The organism is Nocardia terrae (genome assembly GCF_009760405.1).
GTDB classification, from domain to species: domain Bacteria; phylum Actinomycetota; class Actinomycetes; order Mycobacteriales; family Mycobacteriaceae; genus Nocardia; species Nocardia terrae.
This window is the reverse complement of record NZ_WRPP01000001.1, coordinates 1,594,786-1,620,883: the sequence shown is the minus strand read 5'-3', so window position 1 is coordinate 1,620,883 and position 26,098 is coordinate 1,594,786. Positions and strand designations below refer to the sequence as shown.

Sequence of the window (26,098 nt, the reverse complement as noted above, 5' to 3'; positions counted from 1 at the left end):
GAAATTCATCGCCGCCGACCGCCAGCTACCAACCGGTTGCCTCTTCATCCCGGGGGCCGCTGCCGGATGCCCGATCGTTGCGGTGGCAGAGTTCCTGCTCATGCCGACGAATCAGACGACCACCTCGTCCCTGCTCGCCGACCTCGCCCCCGACCTGCGCGCGGCCCTGACCCGCGTCCGCTACGACGCGGACACCCTCCTCGAGGCGCTAGGCGACGCCGCCCACGCCGCCCTGGGTCGCGGCGAACCCGTCCCCGTCCGCCGCGCCGCCGCCGGCCTCGGCGAACTCGGCATCCTGGTCCGTCTGCTCCTGCTCGGCGACCCGGTCACCGAACCCGAAGCGGCCGCGGCGCTCTCGCCCGTCGGCATCGACCGCGCCGTCGCCGCGGGCCTGCTCGAACGCGACGGCGACGAGATCCGCGCGGCCCTGGACCTGCGCCCCCTGGATCTGGGCGCGGGCACCCGCTGGGTGCTCTCCGACCTCGACGACTCCATGCGCCGCCGCAGCCTCGACACCGATCACGTGCTCGGCGTCGGCCAGGCGTCGCTGTCCCTGCTGCGCGCCACCCCGACCCGCCGCGTCGGCACCGTCCTGGACCTCGGCACCGGCTGCGGCGTCCAGGCCGTGCACGCCGCCTCCTACGGGCGCACCGTCACCGGCACCGACCTCAACGTGCGCGCCCTCTGGCTGGCCGAGGCCACCGCCGCCCTCAACAACCTGGATATCGAACTGCTGCAAGGTTCCTGGTTCGAGCCCGTGGCGGGCCGCCGCTTCGACCAGGTGGTGGCCAATCCCCCGTTCGTGGTCGGTCCGGCCCGGGTCGAACACACCTACCGCGACTCGGGCCTGCATCTCGACGGCGCGAGCGAACTGGTCATCTCCGGAATTCCGGACCTGCTGAACCCCGGCGGCACCGCGGCCCTGCTCGCCTCCTGGGTGCATATCGAGGGCCAGGACTGGCGCAGCCGCGTCGCGAGCTGGCTGCCCGAGCACGGCATCGACGCTTGGATCGTGCAGCGCGACATCGCCGATCCCGCCCTCTATGTCGGAACCTGGCTGCGCGACGCCGGACTGGACCCGCGCGAGGGCGCGGCCCAGGCCCGCGCCGAACGCTGGCTCGACGCCTTCCGCGAATCCGAGGTCGAGGGCATCGGATTCGGCTTCGTCTATCTGCGCGCCATCGACGGCCCGACCGAACTGCTCGCCGAGGACCTCACGCACGGCTTCGACGACCCGCTGGGCCCCGAGGCGCTGGCCTACTTCGAGCGCTCGGCCTGGCTGCGCGCCGCGGCCGCCGACAACGACCTCATCCTCGACTCCCGCTACGAGGTCGATCCGGCCACCGCGCTCGAGCGCGTCTACCTCCCCGGCGAGGAAGGCTGGAACCAGGTCGTCGCCCGCCTGCACCGCGGCGACGGGCCGCGCTGGCAGCACGAGGTCGACGACCCGACCGCCGCGCTACTGGCCGGCATGCGCCCCGACGGCCTGCCGCTGCGCGAGCTCGTCGAGCTGCTGGCGTTCTCCGACACCGGCGACGCCGCGACCCCCGAATTCGAGACCGCGGCCATGAGCGTGGTGGCCGGTCTGGTCCGCCACGGCCTGGTCCACCCGCGCTGAGAACTCCCGAAACCGCCCGCTGAGCGGCGGTGAGGTCCGTCACGATCGCATGTCGCCCGCGTATCGATGCGGCACGCCCCGGGAATGCGGGCGACCTGCGGATCGTTTGAAGCCTTGCTCGAATTTCGACGCCCGGGCAAGGCCCGTTCACACGTGCGTGGCACGTATTCGCTTGTCGCGTCAGGAAGTTCGAGTCCGGCGGTGGCAACCACCCGGACACCGAGAGCCCTCCGCCGGGGAGCGCGAGTTCCACAGGATACGCGCTTCTCAGGAACTTCTCAGACGTGCGCCGTAAAAACCGCAGCTCAAGCACGGTTTACCGGTGGTCCGCCGGGGAACTTTCCTGTAGTCGGGTCCGTTGAACGGAGCGAGACACCACCGACAGGAGGCAAGTCATGACAAGCCCCGCCACCACTGACGTGCGCACCAGCGAACAAGACCTCGACGCCGCAAGCCCCGCCGCCGACCTGGTACGCGTGTACCTGAACGGGATCGGTAAGACGGCGCTGCTGACGGCGGCCGACGAGGTCGAGCTGGCCAAGCGCATCGAGGCGGGCCTCTATGCTCAGCACCTGCTGGAAGAGGGCAAGCGACTGTCCGCGGCGAAGAAGAAGGATCTCGCGATCCTCGTCCGCGAGGGTCAGGCCGCCCGCCAGCATCTGCTCGAAGCGAACCTCCGCCTCGTGGTCTCCCTCGCCAAGCGGTACACCGGCCGCGGCATGCCGCTGCTGGACCTGATCCAGGAAGGCAACCTGGGCCTGATCCGCGCGATGGAGAAGTTCGACTACACCAAGGGCTTCAAGTTCTCGACCTACGCCACCTGGTGGATCCGGCAGGCCATCACGCGCGGCATGGCCGATCAGTCCCGCACCATCCGCCTCCCCGTCCATCTGGTCGAGCAGGTGAACAAGCTGGCCCGCATCAAGCGCGAACTGCACCAGCAGCTCGGCCGCGAGGCCACCGACGCGGAACTGTCGCGTGAGTCCGGCATCCCGGTCGACAAGATCGCCGATCTGCTCGACCACAGCCGCGACCCGGTATCGCTGGACATGCCGGTGGGCAATGACGAAGAGGCTCCGCTGGGCGATTTCATCGAGGACTCCGAGGCCACCTCCGCCGAGTCCGCGGTCATCGCCGGACTGCTGCACCGCGACGTGCGCAGCGTCCTGGCCACGCTCGACGAGCGCGAACAGCAGGTCATCCGCCTGCGCTACGGCCTCGACGACGGCCAGCCCCGCACCCTCGACCAGATCGGCAAGCTCTTCGGCCTGTCCCGGGAGCGCGTCCGCCAGATCGAGCGCGAGGTCATGTCCAAGCTCCGCAAGGGCGAGCGTGCCGACCGCCTGCGCGCCTACGCCAGCTAGTTCCCGGATAAGCGCAGCAAGCTGGTTCCGGAGGTACACCGCAAGCTAGTTCGCACCCGGGTGGAGCCGAAACCCCCTGCACGGCTCCACCCCCCAACGTCGGGCCATCTTCGAGGCGCTGGCCCGATTCACGCCGGTCGATTCCGCTCCCCCGTACGTCCCCCTCCGGGCGAGCAGAGTCGACCGGCGCATTTGTGTCCTATGTCGGATAATTCACGCTCCGACACGCGGGCGTGAGTGAGGTTGCCGCCCACCGGCTCTCGGGGATGGGAATCTGGCCCGTGTGACCGATTCGCTGACGATGGTTGCCATCGACACCCTGTCGCAGTTGGTGAACTCCTACGCGAGTGAGGTCAGCGGCGCATCGCTACCCCCGGTGAGCTGGATGTGGGACTGCCGCGCGCGCCTGGACGCCACCGGCACCGACGCCGAATTCTGCGGCACCGTCCACCCCGATCTCGCTGCCGCCGAATCGAACACGCATCTGCTGGCGTGGGCCCGCGCCCTCGACCTGACCGATGCCACCGACGACCGTGACGCCTCCGCGGGCCGCCGCGTCTTCACCGGCCGCCTCGGCGACTCCCGCATCCGCCTCACCGCCGTCATCGAATCCGTCTATCCCGCGACCGAAACCCAGCCCCTCCCCGCCCTCATCTGACCGTCCGGGCCGCCAGCAGTTCCTCGGTGAGCGCGGCGAGCCGCCGGGCATTCCCGGGGTCGAGGGTGGGCAGCGACAACGGCAGGGCACGGCCGCGGTCGATCGCGGTGAGCGGCCGCGTCGGCGGGTGGTCGAGGAAGTCGTGGATCGGCGCGATCGACTCCCCTATCGGGCGCGCCCGCAGCCGGGCCAGCAGCCGGATGAGGGTGCGCGCCACCGGGTTCAGCGGAGACAGATCGCCGCTGCGGGTGAAGCCGGGGTGATAGTGCACGAACCGGACGGTCGCGCCGAACCTTTCGGCGTAGTCGACGCCGAGCAGATCGGCGGCCCGACCGGCCTGGAGCTGGGCGCGCACAGCGCCGTAGTCGCGGGTCAGCTGCGGATCATCCCAGCTGATCGCGCCTTTGGTGACACCGACTCCGGCCACGCTCACGATCACCGGATCGGTGCCGCGTTCGAGCAGCGGAGTCAGCCTGTGCGACAACAGGTACCGGCTCAGGTAGTACAGCGCGAAAGTGTGCTCCAGCCCCTCCGCGGTCTCGACGCGGCGCGGGCTGATCCGATTGGCGAACAACACCAGCGCGTCGAGAGCGGCGTGGTGCTCACCGATCTCGCCGATCACGCGTTCGGCCTCGGCCGTCGAGCTCAGATCGGCGCGCAGGAAGCGCAGCCGCTCGGCATGGGGACCGGCCGCCGCCGCCAACGACTCCCCTTTCGCGGCGTTGCTCCCGATCGCGACGACGGTGTCGCCGCGCGCGAGCCGCTCCAGCGCGAACGCCCGGCCCATCCCGTCCGTACCGCCGCTGACGACAACGGTTCTCGTCATGGTTCCTCCATTACTCTCGAGATGAACACCTCGATCCTGGAGACCGTTCGGAAGCGGCGAAAGAAGGCACTTCCATGTCGGATACGCACACGGATGTGCCCTCGATGCTGGCCACCGAACTGCCGAGCCCGGTGCCCGCGGCCGAACACGAAGCCTGCCCGGTCACCGATGTGCTGCGCCGGGTGGGCGACAAGTGGAGCGTGCTACTGCTCGTCCTGCTCGGCCGCCACCCATATCACTTCAACGAGCTGCACCGCGCGATCGAGGGCATCAGCCAGCGAATGCTCACGCGCACCCTGCGTTCACTGGAAACCGACGGATTGATCACGCGCACGGTGTTTCCCACGCTGCCCCCGACCGTGGAATACGCGCTCACCCCGCTGGGTCGCTCACTGCTGCGCCCGCTGTCGGCGCTGGCCGACTGGGCGGTCGTGCACGGCGACGAGATCACCGCCGCGCGCTCGGGCTAGCGGCCGCCTCCGCCGCAGGTCGCCTCGGCCGGGGCGGGGGTCGGCGTGCCGTGCGCGGTCTGCGATCCCGCGGTGGCGGGGAACCCATCCATCAGCGCCCCGCTGCTGTTCATGCCCGGCCGTGTGCTGCCGCCGCACCGGCCGTTATCGTGGAACGACACGCGCTGCCGGTCAGATCCGGGTCAGGGACTGGCACGGAGTCGGCGTCGGAATGTCACCACGGAAGTAGGCGGTCGGCGGAACGCCCATGAGGGAGCGGAAGTCGGCGGTCATGTGCGATTGGTCGTAATAGCCCGAGGCCATGGCGACATGGGACCACGGAGTATTGCCGGCGGCGGCCAGCACCTGACGGACCCGGGCGATGCGCGCGTAGTGCTTGGGAGACACGCCGATTCCGGCGGTGAACAGGTTGCGGAGCTGGCGCTCACTGACCGCGAGGGTGGTGGCCACGTCGGTCAACGGCGTGCCCGGACCCATCGCGGCGACGGCGGAATCCAGCAGGCGGCGGTGATCACGGCGAACCGCGTCCTCGGAGAGGCGGTGCGGCAGTTCGGCTTCCAGGAACGGCGTCACGTCGTCGGGGTCGAGTTCGAGCAGGGCCTGCGCGAGATCGGCGGCGGGTCCGGGCAGTTCCGACAGCAGGACCACCCGGTCGGTGAGCGCGGCGGCCGGTATGCCGAGCAAGGACTGGGACGCACCGGGGGCCAGGCGGATTCGGGTGCATCCGGCGTTCTTGTCCGGGTTGGCGTAGGTGGCGCGGGTCCGCGGACCCACCACCAGCGCGTCCCGGCGGCCGGAGGCTTCCCGGCGCAGCACGATCGAGGTGAGCGTCTGCGGGATGTGGGTGAAGGCCATCGAGCCGCGAGTCACGGTCGGGATGTGCGCGATTTCGGTGATCCACGGACGCAGCGCCTCGGGCGGGGACAGCAACTGCTCGAGGTCCTCGGCGTTCACGACGGGAGTCAGGGTTTGCGCGGTGGTCACCCGATCAACTCTAGGCCGGATCGGCGGCCGTGACCGTGCCGGTTTTTCCTATAGCCACAGGCACCCCGGTCGGCAGGGTTGAGGACATGATCGTAATCACCGGTGCCACGGGCACCATCGGCAGTGAAGTCGTCCGGCAGTTGGCCGAGCGGGGTGTGAAAGTACGTGCGGTGACGCGGAATCCGGAAGCGGCGCGGCTGCCCGAAGGGGTGGAGGTGGTTCGGGGCGACTACCTGGATCCCGAATCCATGGCCGCGGCCTTCGACGGCGCGCAGGCCGCGTTCCTGGTCGGGCAGGTCTCGATCGAAACGAGCGACACCGATACCGCGCTGATCGCCGCCGCGCGTGACGCGGGTGTCCCCCGTCTGGTGAAACTCTCGGCCATCGGCACCGGCGACACCCTGCTGGGACCGTTCACCACCTGGCACATGCCCGGGGAGAAGGCGATCAGCGAGAGCGGAGCGGCGTGGACGATCCTGCGGCCGAGTTCCTTCGCCTCGAACACCCTGAGCTGGGCCGCGCCCATCAAGGCCGGGCAGCCGGTGCCCAATATGACGGGAACCGGCGCACAGGGTGTCGTCGATCCGCGCGATGTCGCCGCGGTGGCCGTCGAAGCCCTGCTCTCCGACGAACACGCGGGCCGCATCTACGAACCCACCGGGCCGCAGGCCATCTCGGTGCCCGAGCAGGCGGCGATCCTGAGCGAGGCGCTGGGACGTCCGCTCGAGGTCAGCGAGATTCCGCTCGACCAGGTGCGGGCGGCAATGGTCGCGGCGGGCCGGACCGAAGGGTTCGCCGAGCGCGCGTCGGCGGGCAACAGATTCGTCCGCAATGGCGGGAACTCCACCGTCACCCGCGACGTCGAGCGCGTCACCGGCCGCGCACCGCGCACCTACGCGGACTGGGTGCGCGATCACCTGGCGGCCTTCACGGCCTGACGATCGCACCCCAACCGTTTTCGAGCAGTTCGAAGATGCGCTCGAGGTCGCCCGCCGGATCCTCGCCCCGGCGGGCGACCTCGAGCGCGCCGAAGACGAAGTGCGCCAACGACACCACGGCCACATCGTCGGGCGCGCGGCCCAGATCCTCGGCGATGGCTCGGGCCAGCGCACCCTCGTGCCGCCCCCACATCTTGCGGAAATAGCTGGACAGCGCGGGGGTTTCCTCGATCAGGCGCGTGAAATCCCGCATCTCGCCTTCCTCCGCCGGGGGGCGCGGGAAGGCGAGGAAGGCGTCGCGCAGGCCCTCGAGCACGGTCGTGCCCGGGGCGCGGTCGCGGACCGCGGCGACCATGGCGGCCTCCCGGTCGGCGTCCAGGTCGAAGACCAGTGATTCCTTCCCGTCCGGGAAGTGCGCGAAGAGCGTGGGCACCGAAACGTCGGCGGCCTCGGCCACTTCTTTGACGCTGACCGCGTCGTAGCCGCGTTCCAGGAACAGCCGCAGGGCCGCGTCGGCGAGGGCCTTGCGGGTCTGGGCCTTCTTTCGCTCTCGGAGTCCGGTCACGATCCCACCTTACTCAGAGTTACCTAAGTCATGCAATTTTCTTATCGGTTGAATTTCTTTAGTCGTTATGGTTTTCTGGATCGCGGACGCCGCTCGGCCGTCCGAATCAGACTTCCGACGCATGAAGGGAGGGACCGCTATGACCTCGACAACCACAGCTCAGGCGCCGCGCACTGTGCGCTGGATCCTGTTGGGCGTGATGCTGGCGATGCTGCTGGGCATGCTCGACAACATGATCGTCGGCACCGCCATGCCGACGATCGTTCGCGAACTCGGCGGCCTCGACCGGCTGTCCTGGGTGGTGTCCGCATACACCCTGGCCACGGCCGCATCCACACCCATCTGGGCCAAACTCGGCGACCTGTTCGGCCGCAAGAACAACTTCCTGGCCTCCATCGCGATCTTCCTGGTCGGCTCCGGACTGTCCGGGGCCGCGCAGAACATGGATCAGCTCATCGGTTTCCGCGTGCTGCAGGGCATCGGCGCGGGCGGGCTGGCCGCGGGCGCGTTCGCCATCATCGGCGAGCTGATCCCGCCGCGCGAACGCGCCAAATACATGGGCATGACCGCCTCGGTCATGGCGCTGGCGACCATCGGCGGGCCGCTGGTCGGCGGCTTCGTGACCGATCACCTCGGCTGGCGCTGGGCGTTCTATCTGAACCTGCCGCTGGGGCTGGTCGCCTTCGTGTGGTGCCAGGCCACCCTGCACCTGACCGCGCGGCGGCCCGGAGCCAAGATCGACTTTCCGGGCGCGGCCCTGCTGACCGTCACCATCTCCGCCCTCGTGCTCCTCGCGACCTGGGGCGGCAGCCAATACGCCTGGGGTTCACCGCAGGTGCTCACCGTGATCGCGATCGCGGCGGTCGGACTGCCCGCGTTCCTGTGGTCGCAGACCCGCGCGCCCGAGCCGATCATTCCGCTGAGCCTGTTCGCCAACCGCAACTTCGCGCTCATCTCGGTGGTCTCGGTCATGGTGGGCGCGGCCATGTTCGGCGCGACCAGCTTCCTGCCGCTGTTCCAGCAGACCGTGCAGGGCGCCTCGGCGTCGAACTCCGGGCTGTTGCTGCTGCCCATGATGGTGCCGATCATCGTGGTCTCGCAGCTCGCGGGACGGATCATGAGCAAAACCGGCCGGTACAAGGTGTTTCCGATCGCGGGCGGGGCGCTGCTCACCGCGGGCAGCGTCGCGCTGGCCACCATGGGCGCCGACACCAGCCGGTTCACCGCGGGCGTGTACATGGCAATGCTGGGCGCGGGCCTGGGATTCGTCATGCAGATGACCGTGCTCATCGCGCAGAACAGCGTGGAGATGAAGGACATCGGCGCGGCATCGGGAGTGCAGACGCTGTTCCGGACGCTGGGCGGATCCTTCGGCGTCGCACTGTTCGGGGCGCTGTTCAACCGGCAGGTGCACGGGCACGAGCATCTCGCGGGCGTGACGGCCGGGATCGACAGCATCTTCACCTGGTCGACGGGGCTGTGCGCGGTCGCGCTGATCGCGGCCCTGTTCCTCGTCGAAGTGCCGCTGCGCCAGGCGGGTCCGCCCGCCGCGCCCGCACCCCGGGCCGAAGTGCCGGTGCCGCAGCGCTAATGGTCTCGATACACCGGACCGGGCTGTGCCGCTTCCGCGAGCGCCTTGAGGCGATACATGGAGCGGTACAGCCCGTCCAGGGCGAGATTGTCACGGGGGCGGCCGATCGGGCCCGAGAGCCGCAGCAGCTTCAGAAGCGGTGCGGCATAGGGCCATTCGCGGTATTCGGTGACGACCGTGCCGCCCTCGGCGGGCTCGAGCAGGTAGCCCCAGCTGGTGCCGATGAGGTGGACGCGGAATTCGAAATGGCGGGGCGGATCGACGATCGTCACCTCGCAGGGGGTGACCCACGGGACCGGGCCGATGCGGTTGAAGCCGAGGAACCAGGCCCCGGGCACCGGTTCGGAGATCGGGCTCAGCCATTGCGCGCCACGGTTTTCCGGGCTCCAACGGCTCATCTGGGTGACATCGGAGACGAGATCCCACAGCGCCTCGGGCGGGGCGGCGACGAACAGCGACAGCTCGTCGCGGACACCGGTCTCGGTCGCGGTGTGCACGAGTTCGGCGGGACGTCGCGTCAGACGGGACAACATGGGACCACCTCGTTCGACCTACTGTCTCAGACGATAGGTCGGCAGAGGGGCCGCGTCAATCGGCTACGCCGCGGCGATGACCGCCTCCAGGTTGCCGAGCATGCTCCCCCAGCCCTTGCCCATGATGCCGCGGGTGCGCTGCGCGATCGGATCGTCCGGATCGAAGCCACTGTGGCTGAACATGATCCGGGTGCCGCCCCCTTCCGGCCGCAGCGCCCAGCTGATCACCCAACCACTCGGACGCTCGGCCCGCGCGTCACTCCAGGTGATGCTGAGCAGCTGTGGCGCAACGACTTCCAGCACCTCGCCGCGGATCTCGCCGGAGAAGTTCTGGCCCGGCATGGGCTGGGTCTTCATCTCGAACACATTGCCCACCACCGGCTCGAAGCCGATCGGCCGCATCATCCACTGCCCCATGAGCTCCGGGGTGGTCAGCGCCCGCCACACCTTCTCCGGCGGATGCGGATAGAAGTGGTCGAGTTCGATCGTGGTGAGATCGTCGGTCATCATCGGTCCTTCTCCTCGGGATCATCGGGCATGGCATCCAGTACCGCACCCAGGTCACGCAGCCGGGCCCGCCAGAACCGTTCGAACGGATCGAGCCAGGACTGCAAGTCGTGCAACGGATCCGGCTCCACGCGATAGAACCGCTGCCGCCCCCGCTTCTCCTCCGCCACCAGCCCAGCGTCCCGCAGCACCTTCAAATGCTCCGAGACGCTGGGCCGCGCCATATCGAAGCGCTCGGCGATCACCTGCACCGACTGCTCCCCCTCGAGCAACAACTCGAGGATGTCGCGCCGCGTCGGATTGGCCAGCGCCCCGAACACCCGATCAGCGGTTCCGGACTTCAAGCGGTAGGGCATGACCCAAGGATAGGTAGGATTTTACCTACCTGTCAACCGTAGGACTTCACCTACGCAATTCAGGATCCGAAGCTGCCGGAACCCGCACTGCCACTGCCGCCGCAGCCGGGGGTCGACGGGGTCGGGACCTTGGTTCCGGCGGGCGCCGCCGCGACCGTGACCGTTTGCGTGGCCGAGCCGCCGCCCTGCGTCACGGTCAGGGTGTGGATACCGGGGGTCGTCGGGGTCCAGGTGGCCCGCACGTCGCTCTCGTCCACATTCAGCGGGTACATCGAATCGAAGCAGGTGCCGTTGTCGGTGAAAGTGACCTGCATGTTCGGGAGGAAGGGCATCCCCGTGCCCAGGACGCTCGCATGGACCTCCGTCGACGTGCCCACCACGAAACCACCGGCGGGCGCCGGGACCTGTAGCGCCACATAGCTCTGTGGGACGGACGCGGCGGCGGTGCCCCACCCGACCATGGCGACAGCGGCCATCAAACTCGATGCACCCCAACCGATTCGACGACGCAACATGCTGCTTGAACTCATCTGGAACTCCTGTTCGACACCCCGACTGTGAGGTCGCCGAACACTAACTTCCGCATGATGCGAAAGAGTTGCATTCCACACATCCCTGCTGCCCCATCTTCCTGGGGCAGAAGGATTGTGGGTGCGGGGGCTAGCCGGAATTTCGCAAGGCGGTGGCCAGGCCGTTCATGGTGAGCAGGATGCCGCGCTCCACGAGTTCGGAGGTGTCGCCCGCGCGGCGGCGGCGCAGCAGCTCGACTTGGAGTTGGTTGAGGGGTTCCAGGTACGGGAAGCGGTTGTGGATCGATTCGGCCAGGGCCGGGTTGTCGGCGAGGAGTTCGTCGGTGCCGGTGATGGCGGCGTGCATGCGGACCGTGCGGGAGTACTCGTCGCAGATCATGCCGAAGACCTTGTCGCGCAACGCCTTGTCGGGGACCAGGTCGGCGTAGGCGGCGGCGATGTCCATATCGGCCTTGGCCATCACCTGGGCCAGGTTGGACAGCACCGTCTGGAAGAACGGCCAGCGGCGGTAGAGGTCCGAGAGGGTGGCCAGGCGGGCCGGATCGTCACCGATCCACTGCTCGAAGGCGGTGCCGGTGCCGTACCAGCCGGGCAGCATCACCCGGGACTGGCTCCAGGCCATGACCCACGGGATCGCGCGCAGGTCGTAGACGGAGTTGGTGGGTTTGCGCGAGGCCGGGCGGGAGCCGAGGTTGAGGTCCGCGACCTCGGCGATCGGGGTGGACGCACGGAAGTAGTCGACGAAGCCGGGCGTCTCGTGGACGAGCTTCGAGTACGCGACTCGCGCCGATTCGGCCAGCTCGTCGAGCAATTCGTACGCGGGCTCGGCCTCCGCGCCCAAGCCCTCGACATCGAGCAGGGTGGATTCCAGGGTGCCCGCGACCAACGCCTCCAGATTGCGGTAGGCCGTGCTCGGGTCGGCGTACTTGGTGGAGATGACCTCGCCCTGCTCGGTCAGCCGCAGCGAACCGCGCACCGCCCCGGCCGGCTGGGCCAGGATGGCGTCGTAGCTGCGACCGCCGCCGCGACCCACGGTGCCGCCGCGACCGTGGAAGAGCCGCAAGCGAATTCCGGTCTTGCGGGCCACGTCCACCAGGTTCTGCTCGGCGCGGTACAGCGCCCAGTTCGCGGCCAGGTACCCGCCGTCCTTGTTGGAGTCGGAGTAGCCGAGCATGACCTCCTGCTGCATGCCGCGCGCGGCCACCAGCCGCTGATAGGCGGGCACTTCCAGGGCGGCGGAGAGGATCTCGGCCCCGTGGCGCAGGTCGTCGATGGTCTCGAACAGGGGCACCACGCCGACCGGGCTCGACGGCGGGGTGTCCGCGTCGCCCGGATCGAGAATGCCCGCCTCCTTCAACAGCAGGGCCGCCTCGAGCATGTCGCTGACCGAGGTGCACATGCTGATGATGTAGTTGGGCACGGTATCCGGGCCCAGATCGTCGAGCGCGGTCTTGGCCGCGCGCACCACCGCGAGCTCCTTGGCGGCCAGCTCGCTGAGCCGGGCGTTGGACCCGACCAACGGCCGGCGGGTGGTCAGCTCCGCCGAGAGCAGCTCCACGCGCGCGGCCTCGTCGAGCGAGGCGTAGTCGGAATGCACTCCGGCCCAAGCGAACAGCTCGGCCACCACCTGCTCATGGGATTCGGAGTTCTGGCGCATGTCCAGGCCCTGCAGGTGGAAGCCGAAGGTCTCCACGGCGGCACGCAGCGCGGCCAGCTGGTCGTCGGCCAGCAGCCCGTCGCCGGAGGCGCGCATGGACGCGTCGACCGCGTTCAGGTCGGCCAGCAGCCCCTGCGGTCCTTCGTAGGGCGTCGCGCCGACGTCGATTCCGTCGGTGGGGATCTCGCCCAGCGACCGGCAGGCCGTGGCGCTCAGCCGCGCCCGGATCCCGCGGATCGCACGGCGATACGGCTCGTCCGCGCGCTGCGGCGAATCGTCGTAGCCCGCGTCGGCGATGGCCGCGAGCTCCGGGGTCACCGGCACCAGCCGCGCCGACTGCGACAGCGTCTTCTCCAGTTCCACCAGGGATTTCAGATACCGGTCGAACGCCACCGCACCCGCCCGGTGGGTGGCGCGATGCACCACCTCGGCGGTCACGAACGGATTGCCGTCGCGGTCGCCGCCGATCCAGGAACCCGGCCGCAGGATCGGACGCCGCAGCAGCGCGTGCCCCGGCCAGCGCGAACGCAGCGCCGCGCGCACCTGATCGTTGATGCGCGGAATGACATCGAACAGCGTCAGGTCGTAGTACCGCAGCCCGACCTCGATCTCGTCCTGGATCCGCAAGCGCGCCAACCGGATCAACGCGGCACGCCACAGCTGCAGCACCTGGCGGCGGATGTCGACCTCGAGCTCGGCGAACTCCGGCTCGTAGCGGTTGTAGCGGCCCCGCTGCCGCATGAGCTCGGTGATGTGGCCCTGCACGTCGAAGATGGTGCGCCGCCGGGTCTCGGTCGGATGCGCGGTGATGACCGGCGAGACCAGGGCGTCGGTGAGCAGATCGGCGACCGTGTCCCCGGTCGGCCCGATCGCGTCGAGCTTGCGGTAGGTGGCCGCCAGGCTGGAGTCCTGCGGCGGCTCCCCCGCCGCGACGTGCACCGCGCGCCGCCGATCGCGCTGCAGATCCTCGGCCAGATTGGCCAGCAGCAGGAAGTGGCTGAAGGCCCGGATCACGTGAATGGCCGTGCGAGTGTCGATGTCGCGCAGCATGTCCGCCACGGCGCTGCGCTCGACCTCGGAGCGGCGCACCTTGAACGCCTCCACCCGGACCCGCTCGATCAGGTCGAAGATCTGCGCGCCCTCGTGATCGCGAATGGTGTCGCCGAGGATTCCGCCGAGGAAGCGGATGTCGTCGCGCAGCGGCGCGGTCGCCGTCTCGATCTGGTGTGACTGCACTCGTTCACCTCTCCGAAGCGTTGTCGCTTCTGCTGTCCCGGACCGTGTCGTGACGGCCGCTCGAGCTGTGTCGTGCCGGTTGTTCGAGCTGTGGAGCTCAACCCATTCGGCGCGGACCGATGTCGAACCTGTTGGGTTCCGGCCCGATCCGCACTCGTCCGTACAGCACCGCCGCGCCTTCCGGCGAGGCCAGTACCGGCTCGCACTGCAACTCTCGCACCTCCGGCAGGTCGTCGCAGAGCCGCGAGATTCGTTGCGCCAGTTCGGCCAGCGCGTCCTTGTCCACCGGCTTGCCGATATCGCGCCCGCCGACGCTGCCCGACAGCAGCGGGGCCGCGCGCGGCGCGTCGATGAGTTCGGCCGACTCCGCCTCGGTCAGCGGCAGCGCCCGGTACACCCGGTCGCCGAGCAGATCGATGATGGTGCCCGACAGGCCGAAGCTGATGACCGAGCCGAAGGACGGGTCGTCCTGTGCCCGGAAGGTGCAGCCCACGCCCTTGGTGGCCATGCGCTGGATGTGCACCGGATTGCCGGAGATCTCGGCCAGATCGGTGAAGGCCCGCCGCACCTCGTCGGGATGCCACAGATCCAGGCGGACGCCGGTGAGATCGGGCCGGTTGCGCCAGATCTCACCGGTCGCCTTGGCCGCGACCGGATACCCCAGCTCCTCGGCGGCGGCCACGGCGGCGTCGGCGTCGCTCACGTCCCGGAACTCCACCACCGCGATCCCGTAGCAGCCCAGCAGTTCCGCGGCCTGCAGGTCGGTCAGCCAGTGCGGGTCGTCGGACATCCACTGCGCCACCAGTTCCCGGGCCCGCGTCGTGTCGACGCCGCCGGGCCGGGCGATCGGCGAGAGCGGCCGGGTGCGCCAGTCGGCATAACGCCGCACCCGCGCCAGCGCCCGCGCCGCGCGCTCCGGATCACCGAAGGAGGGGATGGACCCGCGCTCGAGAATGCCGCCGAGTCCACGCGTGGCGAGCAGGTTCGGCATGCCCTGGTCGGCGACGAAGGTGGTGAGCACCGGTGTGTCCGGATCGGATTGGGCGCCCGAGCGGATCGCCTCGGCGAAGGAGGCGACGGCCGCGGGCACCGGCGGCGAGTAGATCACGATGACCGCGTCCACCGCCGGATCGCTCACGGCCGCGGCGACCGAGGTCAGATAGTCGGCCGGGCCCGCCAGCGGACCCAGATCGATGGGCTCCTCGATCTCGAGGCCCTCGCCGCGGGCCGCGTCCACGGCCAGCCAGCTCAGCGCGGCGCTGTTGCCGATCACCGCGAGCCGCGGGCCCGCGGGCAGCGGCTGGTAGGCCAGCAGCATGGCGCAGTCGAAAAGCTCGGTGATGGAGTCGACCTGGATGATCCCGGCCTGCGCGAACAAGTTGCGCACCAGCGATCGGTCCAGGTCCCGGTCCCCGTCCATGCGCCCCACATTGCGGCCGCTGTTCACCGCCACAATGGGTTTGGTGTGCGCCACCCGGCGCGCGATGCGGGAGAACTTGCGCGGATTGCCGAAGGTCTCGAGATACAGCAGCACCACGTCGGTGTCGGGATCGCTGTCCCAGTACTGCATCAGGTCGTTGCCGGACACGTCGGCGCGATTGCCCGCGGACACGAAGGTGGACAGGCCGAGCTGGCGCGCCGCGGCCTCACCCAGGATGGCCGCGCCCAAAGGTCCGGACTGGCAGAAGAATCCGATCCGCCCGCGCCCGGGCAGCACCGGCGCGAGCGTCGCGTTCAGGGCGATCGACGGATCGGTATTGGCGATGCCGAGCGCGCTCGGACCCACCACCCGCATGCCGTGCGCCCGGGCCGCGTCGACCAGTTCCCGCTCGGCCTCGTAGCCGCGCGGACCGGATTCGGAGAATCCGGCGGTCAGCACCACCAGGCCCTTGACGCCCTTGGCCATGCAATCGTCGAGCACCGAACCGATCTCGGCGGCGGGCACCGCGATCACCGCCAGGTCGACCTCGTCGGGGATGTCGCGGACCGTCGGATAGGCGCGCACCCCGCGCACCGCGGTGCGATGGCGGTTCACCGGGAACACCGGACCCTGGTACGCCCCGGACAGCAGGTTGGCCAGCACCGCGCCGCCGACCCGGCTGGTCGAGGGCGTCGCGCCGATCACCGCGATGGACTTGGGCGACAACAGGTTTCCGACGCTGCGCGCCTCCGAGGCCCGTTCCCGCGAGTCCCGCACCGACAGCAGCGCCTCGGTGGGGTCGATGGCGAACTCCAGGTGCAGCACCGACCCGTCCCGGCTGCGCTGCACCTGATATCCGGCGTCGCGGAACACCTGCACCATGGCGTTGTTCTCGGCCAGCACCTCGGCCACGAAGGTCTCGATATCGTTCTCGGCCGCCGCGCCGTTCAAATGCTCGAGCAGGATCGAACCCAGCCCGCGGCCCTGATGGCCGTCGGCCACCACGAACGCCACCTCCGCGGCGCGCGGCCCGGGCCGATCGGCCAGGAACTCGTAGCGGCCGACCGCGATGATCTCGTCGCCGAGCTCGGTCACCAGCCCGACCCGATCCCGATAGTCCACGTGCGTGGTGCGATACAGGTCCTTCGGCGTCATGCGCGGGTAGGGCCCGAAGTACCGCAGATAGCGGGTGCGATCCGACAGCCGCTCGTGGAAACGCTCCAGTGCCTCCGCATCCGCGGGCGTGATGGGCCGCAGCCGCACCACGCCGCCGTCGGAGGCCAGCACGTCGGCGAACCAGTGTTCCGGCGGCGGAGGCGGATTCACCGGAGTGCCGGGCGTATCGGGCGGCAGCGGCGGAGTCGAGGCGGCGGCAGCGACCCCGGGCACCACCGAACCGCCCTGGCCCGCAACCGAGTCGGACCGGTCAGCCGTTCCGCCCGCGCCCGACCGAGCGGCCCCGCCCGGGGCGGACTCGGGCGTCGGGCGGGAACCGGCGACCCCGGGCGTATCGCCGCGGGGCGCACTGCCGTTCCCGGATGACGAGGTCTGATCGGCGGGGTCAGTCACGGGGATCCTCCGGATCCAGGCCGAGCAGGCCGAAACTCGCCCGGCGCGTTGCCAATACGGAAATATCGAGGGCGCGGCGGGCGCGGTCGGCACGCTCGTCACCGGTGTCGCGGCCGCCGCCGGGGCCGTCCCAGCGCGCGTAGGAGGTGTCCGCGCCGTCGCCCATGGTCTCGGGCGCGGCCACCATGGGCGCGTATTCGCCCACGCGCTCACGCCATTCCGGCGGGGTCGCGGTGGCCGGGTCGATGGTGCGGTCCAATGCCGTGGCCAGCAGGTGCGTCCAGGCGCGCGGCACCACGCGGATCAAGCCGTAGCCGCCGCCCCCGACCGCGAGCCAGCGCCCCTCGGCATACAGGTCCGCCAGCTCACGCATGGCCAGGAAGGCCGCGCGCTGGCCGTCCACGCTCAGTTCGAGATCCGCGAGCGGATCCTCGCGATGGGTGTCGACACCGCACTGGCTGATCACGATCTGCGGCCGGAACGCCGCCAGCGCGCCGGGCACCACGGCGTGGAAACCGCGCAGCCACAGCGGATCCCGGGTGCCGGGCATGATCGGCAGGTTGATCGCGGTGCCCTCGGCCTTGCCCGCGCCGGTCTCCTCGGGCCATCCGGTATTGGGCCACAGCGTCGCCGGGTGCTGGTGGATGGACACGGTCAGCACGCGCGGGTCCCCGTAGAACACGCGCTGCACGCCGTCGCCGTGGTGCACGTCCACGTCGATGTAGGCGATGCGGTCGAAACCGTTGTCCAGCAACCACGAAATGGCCACCGCTACATCGTTGTACACACAGAACCCCGCTGCCGAGGCCGGCATGGCGTGATGCATGCCACCGCCGATGCTCACCGCGCGCCGGGTGCGCCCGGCCGCGATCTCCCGGGCGGCGGCCAGGGTGCCGCCCACGATCACCGACGCCGCCTCGTGCATGTGCGGGAACACCGGATTGTCGGCCGAGCCCAGACCGTAGGGCGGATCGGTGGGTGTCGGGCCGGGCGGCTGCTGAGCGTGCTTGACCGCCTCGATGTAGTCGTGGGTGTGCACCCGCAGCAGATCCGATTCCCCGGCCGCGCTCGGTGTGAGCCGCTCCACCCCGTCGAGCAGTCCGAGCCCCTGCGCGAGGGCCATCGTGAATTCCAGCCGGGCCGGGCGCATGGGGTGCTCCGGGGTCCAGGTGTAGTCGAGGAATCTATCGGTCCAGACAACGGTTCCGTCGCCACCAGCTAGGCCAGACATACCTGCCACGCTAATGCGTCGGCGGGGGTTCGTAAGCTTTAGCCACCGCAATGCTGTCGTACCGGGATGGCAGGATGCCGCTCGGCTTTGTCCGTTCCGGAAACACGCAGGGAACACGCAGTCCCTCCTGGGTGTTGACAGTGCGTTCGCGAAATAAGCTGTCGCCCGGTGCAGCCGCCGCGCATGGGTAGAATTCGTGCCGACGAAGGGGTTTAACAGGTGAAAGATCTGGTCGACACCACGGAGATGTACCTCCGTACCATTTACGACCTCGAGGAAGAAGGTGTCACGCCGCTGCGCGCCCGCATCGCGGAGCGCCTCGAGCAGAGCGGCCCGACCGTCAGCCAGACGGTCGCGCGCATGGAGCGCGACGGGCTGCTCACCGTCGCCGGTGATCGCCACCTCGAACTGACCGAGAAGGGCCGCTCGATGGCCGTCGCCGTGATGCGCAAGCACCGGTTGGCCGAGCGGTTGCTGGTCGACATCATCGGACTGGAGTGGGAGAACGTCCACGCCGAGGCGTGCCGCTGGGAGCACGTGATGAGCGAGGAGGTCGAGCGGCGCCTGGTCGAGGTGCTCAACCACCCCACCACCTCCCCCTACGGCAACCCCATTCCCGGTCTGGACGAGCTGGGCATCGTGCCCGGTTCCGGCGCCGAGGAGAAGCTGGTCCGGCTCAGCGATCTGCCCAACGGGCAGGCGCAGGCGGTCGTGGTGCGCCGGCTGTCCGAGCACATCCAGACCGATCCGGAGACCATCAACCAGCTCCGCGAGGCCGGCGTCGTCCCCGACGCGCGCGTCACCGTGGAGACCAAGCCGGGCGCGGTGGTCATCTCGGTGCCCGGTCATGAGGGATTCGAACTGTCCGACGAGATGGCGCACGCCGTCCAGGTGAAGTTGGTCTGATACGTGAAGCTTCTGGTTACCGGAGGCGCCGGCTACGTCGGTGGCGTCTGCGCGCAGGTTCTGCTCGAGGACGGCCACGAGGTCGTGGTCGTCGACGATCTGTCCACCGGCAATGCCGACGGCGTCCCGGCCGGGGCCAAGTTCGTCGAGGGCGATATCGCCACGGCGGGCGTCGAGCTCATCGCCGCCGAATCCTTCGACGGCGTGCTGCATTTCGCGGCCCAGTCGCTGGTCGGCGAGTCGGTGGTGGCGCCGGAGAAGTACTGGCACGGCAATGTGGTCAAGACCCTGGCGCTGCTCGAGGCGATGCGCGCCGCGGGCACCCCGCGCCTGGTCTTCTCCTCCACGGCGGCCGTCTACGGCGAGCCCGAGCAGGTGCCGATCGTCGAGGACGCCCCCAAGCAGCCGACCAACCCCTACGGCGCGTCGAAGCTGTCCATCGACTACGCCATCACCTCCTACGCCGCCGCGCACGGGCTGGCCGCGACCAGCCTGCGCTACTTCAATGTGGCCGGCGCGTACGCCGGGCTCGGCGAGAACCGTGTGGTGGAAACCCATCTCATCCCCCTGGTGTTGCAGACCGCGCTGGGTCAGCGCGAGTCCATCTCGGTGTTCGGCACCGACTACCCGACGCCGGACGGCACCGCGGTGCGCGACTACATCCACATCCGCGATCTGGCCCAGGCGCATCTGCAGGCGCTGGCCCAGTCGCAGCCGGGGACGCATCGCATCTTCAATCTGGGCAGCGGCACCGGTTTCTCGGTGCGCGAGGTCATCTCGGCGTGCGAGCGGGTGACCGGCCTGCCGATCAACAAGGTGGACGCCCCGCGCCGCGCCGGCGACCCGGCCGTGCTGGTGGCCTCCTCCGAGAAGGCCATCGCCGAACTCGGCTGGCGGCCCGAGCACACCGATCTCGACGAGATCGTCTCCGACGCCTGGGATTTCCTGCGTTCCCTGGGCGATCGCGCGCACTCCGCGCGCCGCTGACCGCGCTTCATCGCTCCGGCCCGAGGTCGACGCCGAGTCCGGCGGCGGCCTCGCGGCCGGACTCGGCGATCTCGCGCAGCCGTTCCGGGTGCATTCCGAAGCGCAGGCCGTATTCGAGCAGATTCGCCATCCGATGCTCCGGATCCGCTGACAGCGCGGCGTCCAGTGCCACACCCGCGAGCGGTCCGTCGCCGCGCACGTAGGCGCAATAGCCCAGCAGCGCGGCCGCTTCGGCGCGATCCGGATCCGGCAGCGCCCGCGCCAATTGCAGCCATGTCGCCTCGGCGCTGTCCGCGCGGGTGCCGGGCGCGAGCCCGAACATGATGTCGCGCAGGGACTTGTCGCGCAGGGCCACCGACACCTCGGCCAGCTGACCAGGCGTCAGCCGAGCGCCGGACTCGACCAGTTCCACGTATCGCAGCACCCGGCACAGCTCGAACCGCAACTGTGCCTTCGGATCGCAGTGCCGCACCAGGCGCGCCGACCGCTGGGACGCGGCGACGACCGCGATCTCCATGGCAGCCGACGTCGCGGCGCACAGCACCTGGTCGACGGCCAGCAGATCGGTCAGCTCCTTGCGGGATCCGCGCAGTGGCCGCCCGTCGAGCACGTGCCGCATTGTCACCATCGAGGTGGCCGGGTCGGGTTGCGGTCCTCGCGAGGAGGACTCGGACAGACTCCACCACGGCAGTCCCGCACCGATGGCACGGACCGCCCACGCACCCGTGAGCGGCACGGCGTCGGCGTGGAGCCGATGTTCCAGGGCCGCAACGAGATCGCGATGCCTGCGTCCATGGACACCGCGGTGTCTGCGCTCCGGCTCCGTCGCTCGGTCGTCGACGATGAGCGCCAGCGCCGCCACCGCCCGGTGCCGCACGCAGATGCCCGCGACCTGATCGACCAGGATGCCGGTCGCGGCTCGGCCCGGACCGTCCAGATCCATCCGGGCCACCATCTCGACGGCGAGGACGCCCGGTGCTCGCGGGTCGGCCGCCAGCACGATCACCACCAGCGACTGCGCGGGCATGAACCCGAGCATGGCCGGTACCGCGGCGATCAGATCGCCGGGCGACCGCAGCCGCGGCTCGGGCTCCTCGGGCTCCTCCGACGGCGGATCCTCGCAGCCCCCGGCCGAGTTCGCCGGGGACGGAGGTGGCAGGGGTCGCCGGGACTCGATCCGCCTGGTGGGTTCGCGGACCTCCCGAGGTTCGGCCTGCGTGGATTCGAACGGGTCGATGTCTCCGGCAGGCGTATCGGCCAGCGGCGGTCGGCCGGACAGGCCGCGAGGGTCGCAGCCGGGCGCGGAGGAGTCGGGAGGCGTGGGTTCGAGTGGGGCTGTCATGCGATCGAGCCTGCGCCGAGACGCCGACCGGCTCCCGAGCCCGACCTGGAGTTTCACTGGGCCTGTGGATCTTTCGCGGCCGTCCGGCGCGCTGTGGAGTATTCGGCGCGGCTTCGGTCGCCGCGGGCCGCCACTGTCGGTGGCAGTTGTTATCGTGCACACCCCACTTGAAATGGATTCATTTCATTTTGCCCGAAAAGCCGGGTTCTCGCTGTTACAGTCCGGCTCGGCACTCGTCATCCGAAGTGCCGGAAGGAGTATCGCGTGCAATGAAGAGCACGACATTCACCGCCGCGGCGGCCGCGCTGACCGCGGCGGCGGTGCCCGCGCTGCTGGCCCCGACCGCGAGCGCCGACACCAGCCAGGTCCGCGTGGACAATGTGTCGGACAGCCAGCAGTGCGCGCCGGGCAAGGCGTGCTACGTGCGGGTCCGGCTGATCGGCGACAACCGCCTGGACCAGGTGACCGTGTCCGTGAACGGCACCGTCATCGGCTACGCCGTTCCGGTCAACGACAGCTGGGACCCCAGCTTCGCGACCGCGCAGGTCACCTGGGTGCCGCAGGATTACGGCACCTACACGATCAGCGCCGCACAGGACAGCTCGACCGCCTCGATCGGCTACACCCTGACCGCGCCGGCACCGTCCACCGGCGGCACCGGCTCCTCGGGCCTGCTGCCCACGGGCTCGTCGGGCTCCACGAGCTAGGACTGTTCGGGACGGCCCTTCGCGAGGATCTCGAGGTAGTGCGGGTTGGACATGATGCCCAGCACATTGCCGAACGGGTCCACCACCGAGGCGGTCACGAATCCGGTCCCCTCACCGCGTTCGATGATCGGCTCGTACACCGTGGCCCCGAGTTCGAGCAGCCGCGCGAAGGTCGCCGCCACATCGTCGACATGCCAGTTCACGATCTGGCCACCGGGCACGTCCGGGTGCGAGGGCGCGAACTTGCGGTTGATGATCCCGAGTTCGGCCTGGTAGTCGCCGATGCGGAACTCGTAGTAGCCGCCCGGCACGGTGAAGTACGGTGCGACGCCGAGCAATTCGCTGTACCAGTCCTTGGCGGCCTCGAGATCGTCGGCGAAGTAGTTGACGGTAGCCATTCCACGCAGCATGGTCGTTCTCCTCATCGGGTGGTGGTCGGTATGAATCCATCATCACAGTCAAAGTGCTCACCGAATGAGCACTTTGACGGGCAGAATCTCAGGCATGCGCGCGGATCGATTGGTGGCGACCCTGCTGTTCATGCAGACCCGGGGCCGGGTCACGGCCGCCCAGGTCGCGGCCGAACTCGAGGTCTCGGTGGCGACCGCGCGCCGCGACCTCGACGCGCTGTCGGCGGCCGGGATTCCGGTCTATCCGCAGCCGGGACGCGGCGGCGGCTGGGCCCTGGTCGGCGGCGCGCGCACGGACCTGAGCGGGCTCACCGCCACCGAGGCCCGAGCGCTGTTCCTGCTGCTGGGCCCGGTGGCCACCGCGAGTTCGGAAACCAAGTCGGCGCTGCGGAAACTGTTGCGCGCCTTGCCGCAACCGTTCCGGCTCGAGGCCGAGGCGGCGGCGGGCGCGATCGTCGTGGACCCGGCGCGCTGGGGCGAATCGGATGAACGCCCGCCCGCCCTGGTGGACGAGCTGCAGCGAGCGGTGGTGCGCCGCCGCAAGATCCGGCTCGGCTACGAACGCGCCGGGCAGCGGACCCGGCGCCTGGTCGATCCCTGGGGCCTGGTGGACAAGGACGGCACCTGGTACCTGGTGGCCGGAACCGAGAACGGGCAGCGGACCTTCCGGGTGGATCGGATCGCGACCGTCGAGACCACCGACGAGATCGCCCACCGCCCGGAGGATTTCGATCTGTCCACGGCCTGGTCGGAGGTGGTGGAGGAGGTCGAGCGGCATCGCTCCTCGCTGTCGGCGACCGTGCTGATCACCGCGACGCTCGCGCCGGTGCTGCGCAAACAGCAGGGGCGGCACTGCATCCTGGACGGCCCGACCGGTGACGGCCGGGTCCGCGCCCGGATCACCGCGCCGACACCGCTCATGATCGCCCAGCAGCTGGCGGGCTGGGGCGCGGCCGTGGAGGTGGTCGAACCGGAGTCGGTGCGCGCCGAACTCGCCCGGCTGGGCGCGGAATTGGTGCGGCGCTACCGATTTACCGGAGAGTAACCGCTTCCCGGTCATGCGATAAACGAATCATGCTGCAGCAGTGCCGATTTCATGTGAATCATTAGTATTTCACTGTTAATCTCCGCCCGGCGCACCCCTTCAAAGCGCCGAAAGGATTTCCCCATGAGAATTCAGCTCCACCGAGCCGCAGCCGGTGCGGGTGCGGCCACCGCGCTCGCCCTCGTGGCCGGATCGATGCTGGCCGGTCCGGCCACCGCGTCGATCGCCGGAATCAGCGTCGCCGGACTCACCAGCGACAAGACCTGCTCGGTCGCCAACGGCTGCAGCATCCAGGTCTCGCTCTCGGGCACCGACGAACTGGCCCCGGTCGATTTCCTGGTCAACGGCACCCTGCTCGGCACCATCACCCCGACCTCCTACGGTGACGGCGCCGCCGCGAACATGCCCTGGCACCCCGACACCGACGGCACCTACAACCTCACCGCGCGGCAGGGGCTCTCCAGCACCTCCACCGTCTACGTGGTGGGCAAGGGCGGGACCTGCCCGCCGATCTCCTCGTTCATCCCCGGTTCCTCCAGCGGCGGTTCCTCGGGCACCGGCTCGGGCGGCAGCGGCTCCGCGGGCAGCGGGTCGGGCACCGGGTCGGGCGGCAGCGGCTCGGCCGGATCGGGTTCGGGCGGAAGCGGTTCCGCGGGGTCCTCGACGCCGCTGCCCGTCTGCTGATCGGGCCCGGGAGCCGGAACACGGCGGGGGTCGGCTCCCTCCCCCGGGATACTCAGCCCTTGCGAACCTTGCGCAGCGCCGTGGTGAACAGGGCGTCGAGCGCCTCGCTGTCCGAGGCGGTCCCGGAGGTCATGTACGTCACATTGATTCGCACATCGCCGATCTGACCGACCAGTGACTGCATGGTGCGGGTCAGGCCGGTCCGGCTGTTCTCGGCGCCGACCGTGCGCTTGATGGCGAGCGAGTCGTCGGCATTGGCGGGCGGCGGCGGATCCAGCTGGGTGGTCACGACCGAGGTGGCCCCCGAATGCCCGAGTCGCACGGTGCCGCAGCCCTGCAACTGATTTCGCAGTGTCGACAGCGGTTGCGTGGATCGGGTGAGCACCACGGTGAGGGTGGCGCGGGTGGTGTCGTCGTTGCCGACCGCGGCGACCGGCCCCGCGGTGGGTGTCTCCGGCGCGCAGGCGCTCGGATCCACCTGCGCCCCGGGCAGATAGCCGTTCAGATCGTCGGCCGCCTGTTTCGCGGTGTCGGCGGGGAGCACGAGCGCCGTGTAGCGGGTGGGGAACTGCGACGGATCCGGCAGGAGCTTGGTGAGACCGTCGACACTCACGATGGGGGTGACCGGATTGCGCGCCGCCGTCGGATGACCGGAGACCGTGGTTCCGCACGCGGCGAGCAGAACTCCCGATAACGCGACCCCTACCGTGCCGACGGACCTGCGGTAGCAGCTGCGCGAGGGGGTTCGGAAGGGCACGGTCACCTCGTCCACTATGCCGAAAATCGGCTGTTCACACCGATTGCCACGCCGCGTACCGGCACGTCGGGAATGTGTGTCACCCGTCGGCGTGTTGCACCCCTGGTGCGGGTGGTGCACACCTGTCATGCCCATGAGGGACAATGTGGATGGTCGCGAGAGTGGGCCACGCAGGAAGGAGCACGCGATGGACTACGAGTCGCGAATGTACGAGCTGGAATTCCCGGCTCCGCAGTTGTCGTCCGACGATGGCGCGGGTCCGGTTCTGGTGCACGGTCTCGAGGGCTTCACCGACGCGGGGCACGCGGTGCGCCTGGCCACCACGCATCTCAAGGAGAGTCTCGAGCACGAACTGGTCGCCTCGTTCGACATGGACGAGTTGCTCGACTACCGCTCGCGACGTCCGCTCATGACCTTCAAGACCGATCACTTCTCCGACTACACCGAGCCGGAGCTGAGCCTGTGGGCGCTCAAGGACACCGCGGGCACGCCCTTCCTGCTGCTGGCCGGGCTGGAACCGGATCTGCGCTGGGAGAAGTTCGTCACCGCGGTGCGCCTGCTGGCCGAACAGCTCGGCGTGCGCCGCACCATCGGACTCTCGGCCATTCCCATGGCCATTCCGCACACCCGCCCGCTCGGCGTCACCGCCCACGCCTCGGATTCCGATCTGATCGGCGATCACCAGCGCTGGCCGGGTGAGCTGCAGGTGCCCGGCAGCGCGTCCTCGCTGCTGGAATTCCGCATGGCCCAGCACGGCCACGAGTCGGTCGGTTTCTCGGTGCACGTGCCGCACTACCTGACCCAGACCGCCTACCCCGAGGCCGCGCAGACGCTGCTGGAGAACGTGGCCGAGAACGCGGGGCTCGAGCTACCCCTGGCCGCGCTGACCGACGCCGCCGCGCGGGTGCGCGAACAGGTCAACGAGCACATCGCGGGCAACTCCGAGGTGGAGACCGTGGTGCAGGCGCTCGAGCGTCAGTACGACAGCTTCGTCACCGCGCAGGAACGCCAGTCCTCGCTGCTGGCCAGCGATCAGGAACTGCCCACCGGCGACGAGCTGGGCGCGGAATTCGAGCGCTTCCTGGCCGAGCAGGCCGGGTTCGGCGACGGCGACGGGCCGGAGAACCCGCCGCTGCGGTAGGCGCACCTCCGCATTCGCTCCGGCCGTGCGCGGGATCAAGGGCGGCTACGCCGACGGTGTCATCCA

Annotated in this window: 25 protein-coding genes; 12 read left to right on the top strand and 13 right to left on the bottom strand. The window is 69.6% G+C overall.

Translation table 11 applies throughout. The features are described from left to right. Positions 1 to 100 precede the first annotated feature (100 nt). The 3 genes from GPX89_RS07460 to GPX89_RS07450 all read left to right on the top strand — a co-directional run bounded on the left by GPX89_RS07460 (position 101) and on the right by GPX89_RS07450 (position 3,640). Positions 101 to 1,618 (top strand): DUF7782 domain-containing protein, encoded by a 1,518-nt coding sequence (locus GPX89_RS07460; RefSeq protein ID WP_157386479.1) that lies wholly within the window; start codon positions 101 to 103, stop codon positions 1,616 to 1,618. A 395-nt stretch (positions 1,619 to 2,013) separates the two neighbouring features. Next, on the top strand, positions 2,014 to 2,982 hold the full coding sequence (locus GPX89_RS07455; RefSeq protein WP_157386478.1) for a sigma-70 family RNA polymerase sigma factor: 969 nt from the start codon (positions 2,014 to 2,016) through the stop codon (positions 2,980 to 2,982). A 283-nt stretch (positions 2,983 to 3,265) separates the two neighbouring features. Continuing rightward, positions 3,266 to 3,640: a hypothetical protein gene (locus tag GPX89_RS07450; RefSeq protein ID WP_157386477.1), complete on the top strand. Its 375-nt coding sequence runs from the start codon at positions 3,266 to 3,268 to the stop codon at positions 3,638 to 3,640. Here the strand turns inward: GPX89_RS07450 and GPX89_RS07445 are convergent. Further along, positions 3,633 to 4,466 carry an SDR family NAD(P)-dependent oxidoreductase gene (locus tag GPX89_RS07445; protein WP_157386476.1) on the bottom strand — a complete coding sequence of 278 codons (834 nt, stop codon included), beginning with the start codon at positions 4,464 to 4,466 and terminating at the stop codon, positions 3,633 to 3,635. The two genes, GPX89_RS07450 and GPX89_RS07445, sit on opposite strands and share 8 nt — an antisense overlap. 74 nt (positions 4,467 to 4,540) lie before the next feature. Here GPX89_RS07445 and GPX89_RS07440 point away from each other — a divergent pair, with 74 nt between their 5' ends. Further along, complete coding sequence (locus tag GPX89_RS07440; RefSeq protein WP_157355872.1) at positions 4,541 to 4,936, top strand: winged helix-turn-helix transcriptional regulator; 396 nt, start codon at positions 4,541 to 4,543, stop codon at positions 4,934 to 4,936. 171 nt (positions 4,937 to 5,107) lie between these two features. On the opposite strand, the gene GPX89_RS45780 is transcribed toward GPX89_RS07440, so the two are convergent. Continuing rightward, positions 5,108 to 5,920 carry a helix-turn-helix domain-containing protein gene (locus tag GPX89_RS45780; RefSeq protein ID WP_198347288.1) on the bottom strand — a complete coding sequence of 271 codons (813 nt, stop codon included), beginning with the start codon at positions 5,918 to 5,920 and terminating at the stop codon, positions 5,108 to 5,110. A gap of 86 nt (positions 5,921 to 6,006) precedes the next feature. Here GPX89_RS45780 and GPX89_RS07430 point away from each other — a divergent pair, with 86 nt between their 5' ends. Further along, positions 6,007 to 6,858, top strand: a complete 852-nt coding sequence (locus tag GPX89_RS07430; protein ID WP_157355871.1) for an SDR family oxidoreductase — start codon at positions 6,007 to 6,009, stop codon at positions 6,856 to 6,858. Here GPX89_RS07430 and GPX89_RS07425 read toward each other — a convergent pair. Next, entirely contained in the window at positions 6,848 to 7,423 is a 576-nt protein-coding gene (locus GPX89_RS07425) for a TetR/AcrR family transcriptional regulator (RefSeq protein WP_328601592.1), read from the bottom strand. The genes GPX89_RS07430 and GPX89_RS07425 overlap by 11 nt on opposite strands. Positions 7,424 to 7,562: 139 nt before the next feature. Between GPX89_RS07425 and GPX89_RS07420 the strand changes: the two genes are divergently transcribed. Then, positions 7,563 to 9,014, top strand: a complete 1,452-nt coding sequence (locus GPX89_RS07420; protein ID WP_157355870.1) for an MDR family MFS transporter — start codon at positions 7,563 to 7,565, stop codon at positions 9,012 to 9,014. On the opposite strand, the gene GPX89_RS07415 is transcribed toward GPX89_RS07420, so the two are convergent. The 7 genes from GPX89_RS07415 to GPX89_RS07385 form a co-directional block, all read right to left on the bottom strand. Beyond that, positions 9,011 to 9,547, bottom strand: a complete 537-nt coding sequence (locus GPX89_RS07415; RefSeq protein WP_157355869.1) for an SRPBCC family protein — start codon at positions 9,545 to 9,547, stop codon at positions 9,011 to 9,013. The genes GPX89_RS07420 and GPX89_RS07415 overlap by 4 nt on opposite strands. 63 nt (positions 9,548 to 9,610) lie before the next feature. After that, positions 9,611 to 10,054, bottom strand: a complete 444-nt coding sequence (locus GPX89_RS07410; protein WP_157387142.1) for an SRPBCC family protein — start codon at positions 10,052 to 10,054, stop codon at positions 9,611 to 9,613. After that, on the bottom strand, positions 10,054 to 10,410 hold the full coding sequence (locus GPX89_RS07405; RefSeq protein WP_157355868.1) for an ArsR/SmtB family transcription factor: 357 nt from the start codon (positions 10,408 to 10,410) through the stop codon (positions 10,054 to 10,056). Before GPX89_RS07405 ends, GPX89_RS07410 begins: the two co-directional genes overlap by 1 nt. A gap of 59 nt (positions 10,411 to 10,469) precedes the next feature. Beyond that, positions 10,470 to 10,940 (bottom strand): hypothetical protein, encoded by a 471-nt coding sequence (locus GPX89_RS07400; RefSeq protein WP_157355867.1) that lies wholly within the window; start codon positions 10,938 to 10,940, stop codon positions 10,470 to 10,472. 130 nt (positions 10,941 to 11,070) lie between these two features. After that, entirely contained in the window at positions 11,071 to 13,833 is a 2,763-nt protein-coding gene (ppc, locus tag GPX89_RS07395; protein WP_328601591.1) for a phosphoenolpyruvate carboxylase, read from the bottom strand. 97 nt (positions 13,834 to 13,930) lie between these two features. Beyond that, positions 13,931 to 16,645 carry a bifunctional acetate--CoA ligase family protein/GNAT family N-acetyltransferase gene (locus GPX89_RS07390; RefSeq protein ID WP_407939361.1) on the bottom strand — a complete coding sequence of 905 codons (2,715 nt, stop codon included), beginning with the start codon at positions 16,643 to 16,645 and terminating at the stop codon, positions 13,931 to 13,933. 169 nt (positions 16,646 to 16,814) lie between these two features. Continuing rightward, complete coding sequence (locus GPX89_RS07385) at positions 16,815 to 18,053, bottom strand: acetoin utilization protein AcuC (protein ID WP_157355866.1); 1,239 nt, start codon at positions 18,051 to 18,053, stop codon at positions 16,815 to 16,817. 219 nt (positions 18,054 to 18,272) lie between these two features. Between GPX89_RS07385 and GPX89_RS07380 the strand changes: the two genes are divergently transcribed. Together GPX89_RS07380 and galE are read left to right on the top strand one after the other, a co-directional pair. After that, positions 18,273 to 18,959 (top strand): metal-dependent transcriptional regulator, encoded by a 687-nt coding sequence (locus tag GPX89_RS07380; RefSeq protein ID WP_328601590.1) that lies wholly within the window; start codon positions 18,273 to 18,275, stop codon positions 18,957 to 18,959. A 3-nt stretch (positions 18,960 to 18,962) separates the two neighbouring features. Beyond that, entirely contained in the window at positions 18,963 to 19,946 is a 984-nt protein-coding gene (galE, locus tag GPX89_RS07375; RefSeq protein WP_328601589.1) for a UDP-glucose 4-epimerase GalE, read from the top strand. A 7-nt stretch (positions 19,947 to 19,953) separates the two neighbouring features. Here the strand turns inward: galE and GPX89_RS07370 are convergent, their stop codons facing one another. Next, positions 19,954 to 21,288: a DUF4192 domain-containing protein gene (locus GPX89_RS07370; RefSeq protein WP_157355865.1), complete on the bottom strand. Its 1,335-nt coding sequence runs from the start codon at positions 21,286 to 21,288 to the stop codon at positions 19,954 to 19,956. A 269-nt stretch (positions 21,289 to 21,557) separates the two neighbouring features. Here GPX89_RS07370 and GPX89_RS07365 point away from each other — a divergent pair, with 269 nt between their 5' ends. Further along, on the top strand, positions 21,558 to 21,995 hold the full coding sequence (locus GPX89_RS07365; protein WP_157355864.1) for a hypothetical protein: 438 nt from the start codon (positions 21,558 to 21,560) through the stop codon (positions 21,993 to 21,995). On the opposite strand, the gene GPX89_RS07360 is transcribed toward GPX89_RS07365, so the two are convergent. Then, the gene (locus GPX89_RS07360; protein WP_157355863.1) at positions 21,992 to 22,405 is read right to left on the bottom strand and encodes a VOC family protein; all 414 of its coding nucleotides are present in this window, start codon (positions 22,403 to 22,405) and stop codon (positions 21,992 to 21,994) included. The two genes, GPX89_RS07365 and GPX89_RS07360, sit on opposite strands and share 4 nt — an antisense overlap. 94 nt (positions 22,406 to 22,499) lie before the next feature. On the opposite strand from GPX89_RS07360, the gene GPX89_RS07355 reads away from it, so the two are divergent. Further along, positions 22,500 to 23,450 carry a helix-turn-helix transcriptional regulator gene (locus tag GPX89_RS07355; RefSeq protein ID WP_157355862.1) on the top strand — a complete coding sequence of 317 codons (951 nt, stop codon included), beginning with the start codon at positions 22,500 to 22,502 and terminating at the stop codon, positions 23,448 to 23,450. A gap of 123 nt (positions 23,451 to 23,573) precedes the next feature. Then, entirely contained in the window at positions 23,574 to 24,134 is a 561-nt protein-coding gene (locus GPX89_RS43740) for a hypothetical protein (RefSeq protein ID WP_198347287.1), read from the top strand. Between the two features lie 52 nt (positions 24,135 to 24,186). Here the strand turns inward: GPX89_RS43740 and GPX89_RS07345 are convergent, their stop codons facing one another. Further along, positions 24,187 to 24,897 (bottom strand): sensor domain-containing protein, encoded by a 711-nt coding sequence (locus tag GPX89_RS07345; protein WP_328601588.1) that lies wholly within the window; start codon positions 24,895 to 24,897, stop codon positions 24,187 to 24,189. Positions 24,898 to 25,078: 181 nt separating this feature from the next. On the opposite strand from GPX89_RS07345, the gene GPX89_RS07340 reads away from it, so the two are divergent. Beyond that, a complete protein-coding gene (locus GPX89_RS07340) occupies positions 25,079 to 26,032 on the top strand; it encodes a proteasome assembly chaperone family protein (RefSeq protein ID WP_157355861.1) in 954 nt (317 codons plus the stop codon). Positions 26,033 to 26,098: the final 66 nt, after the last annotated feature.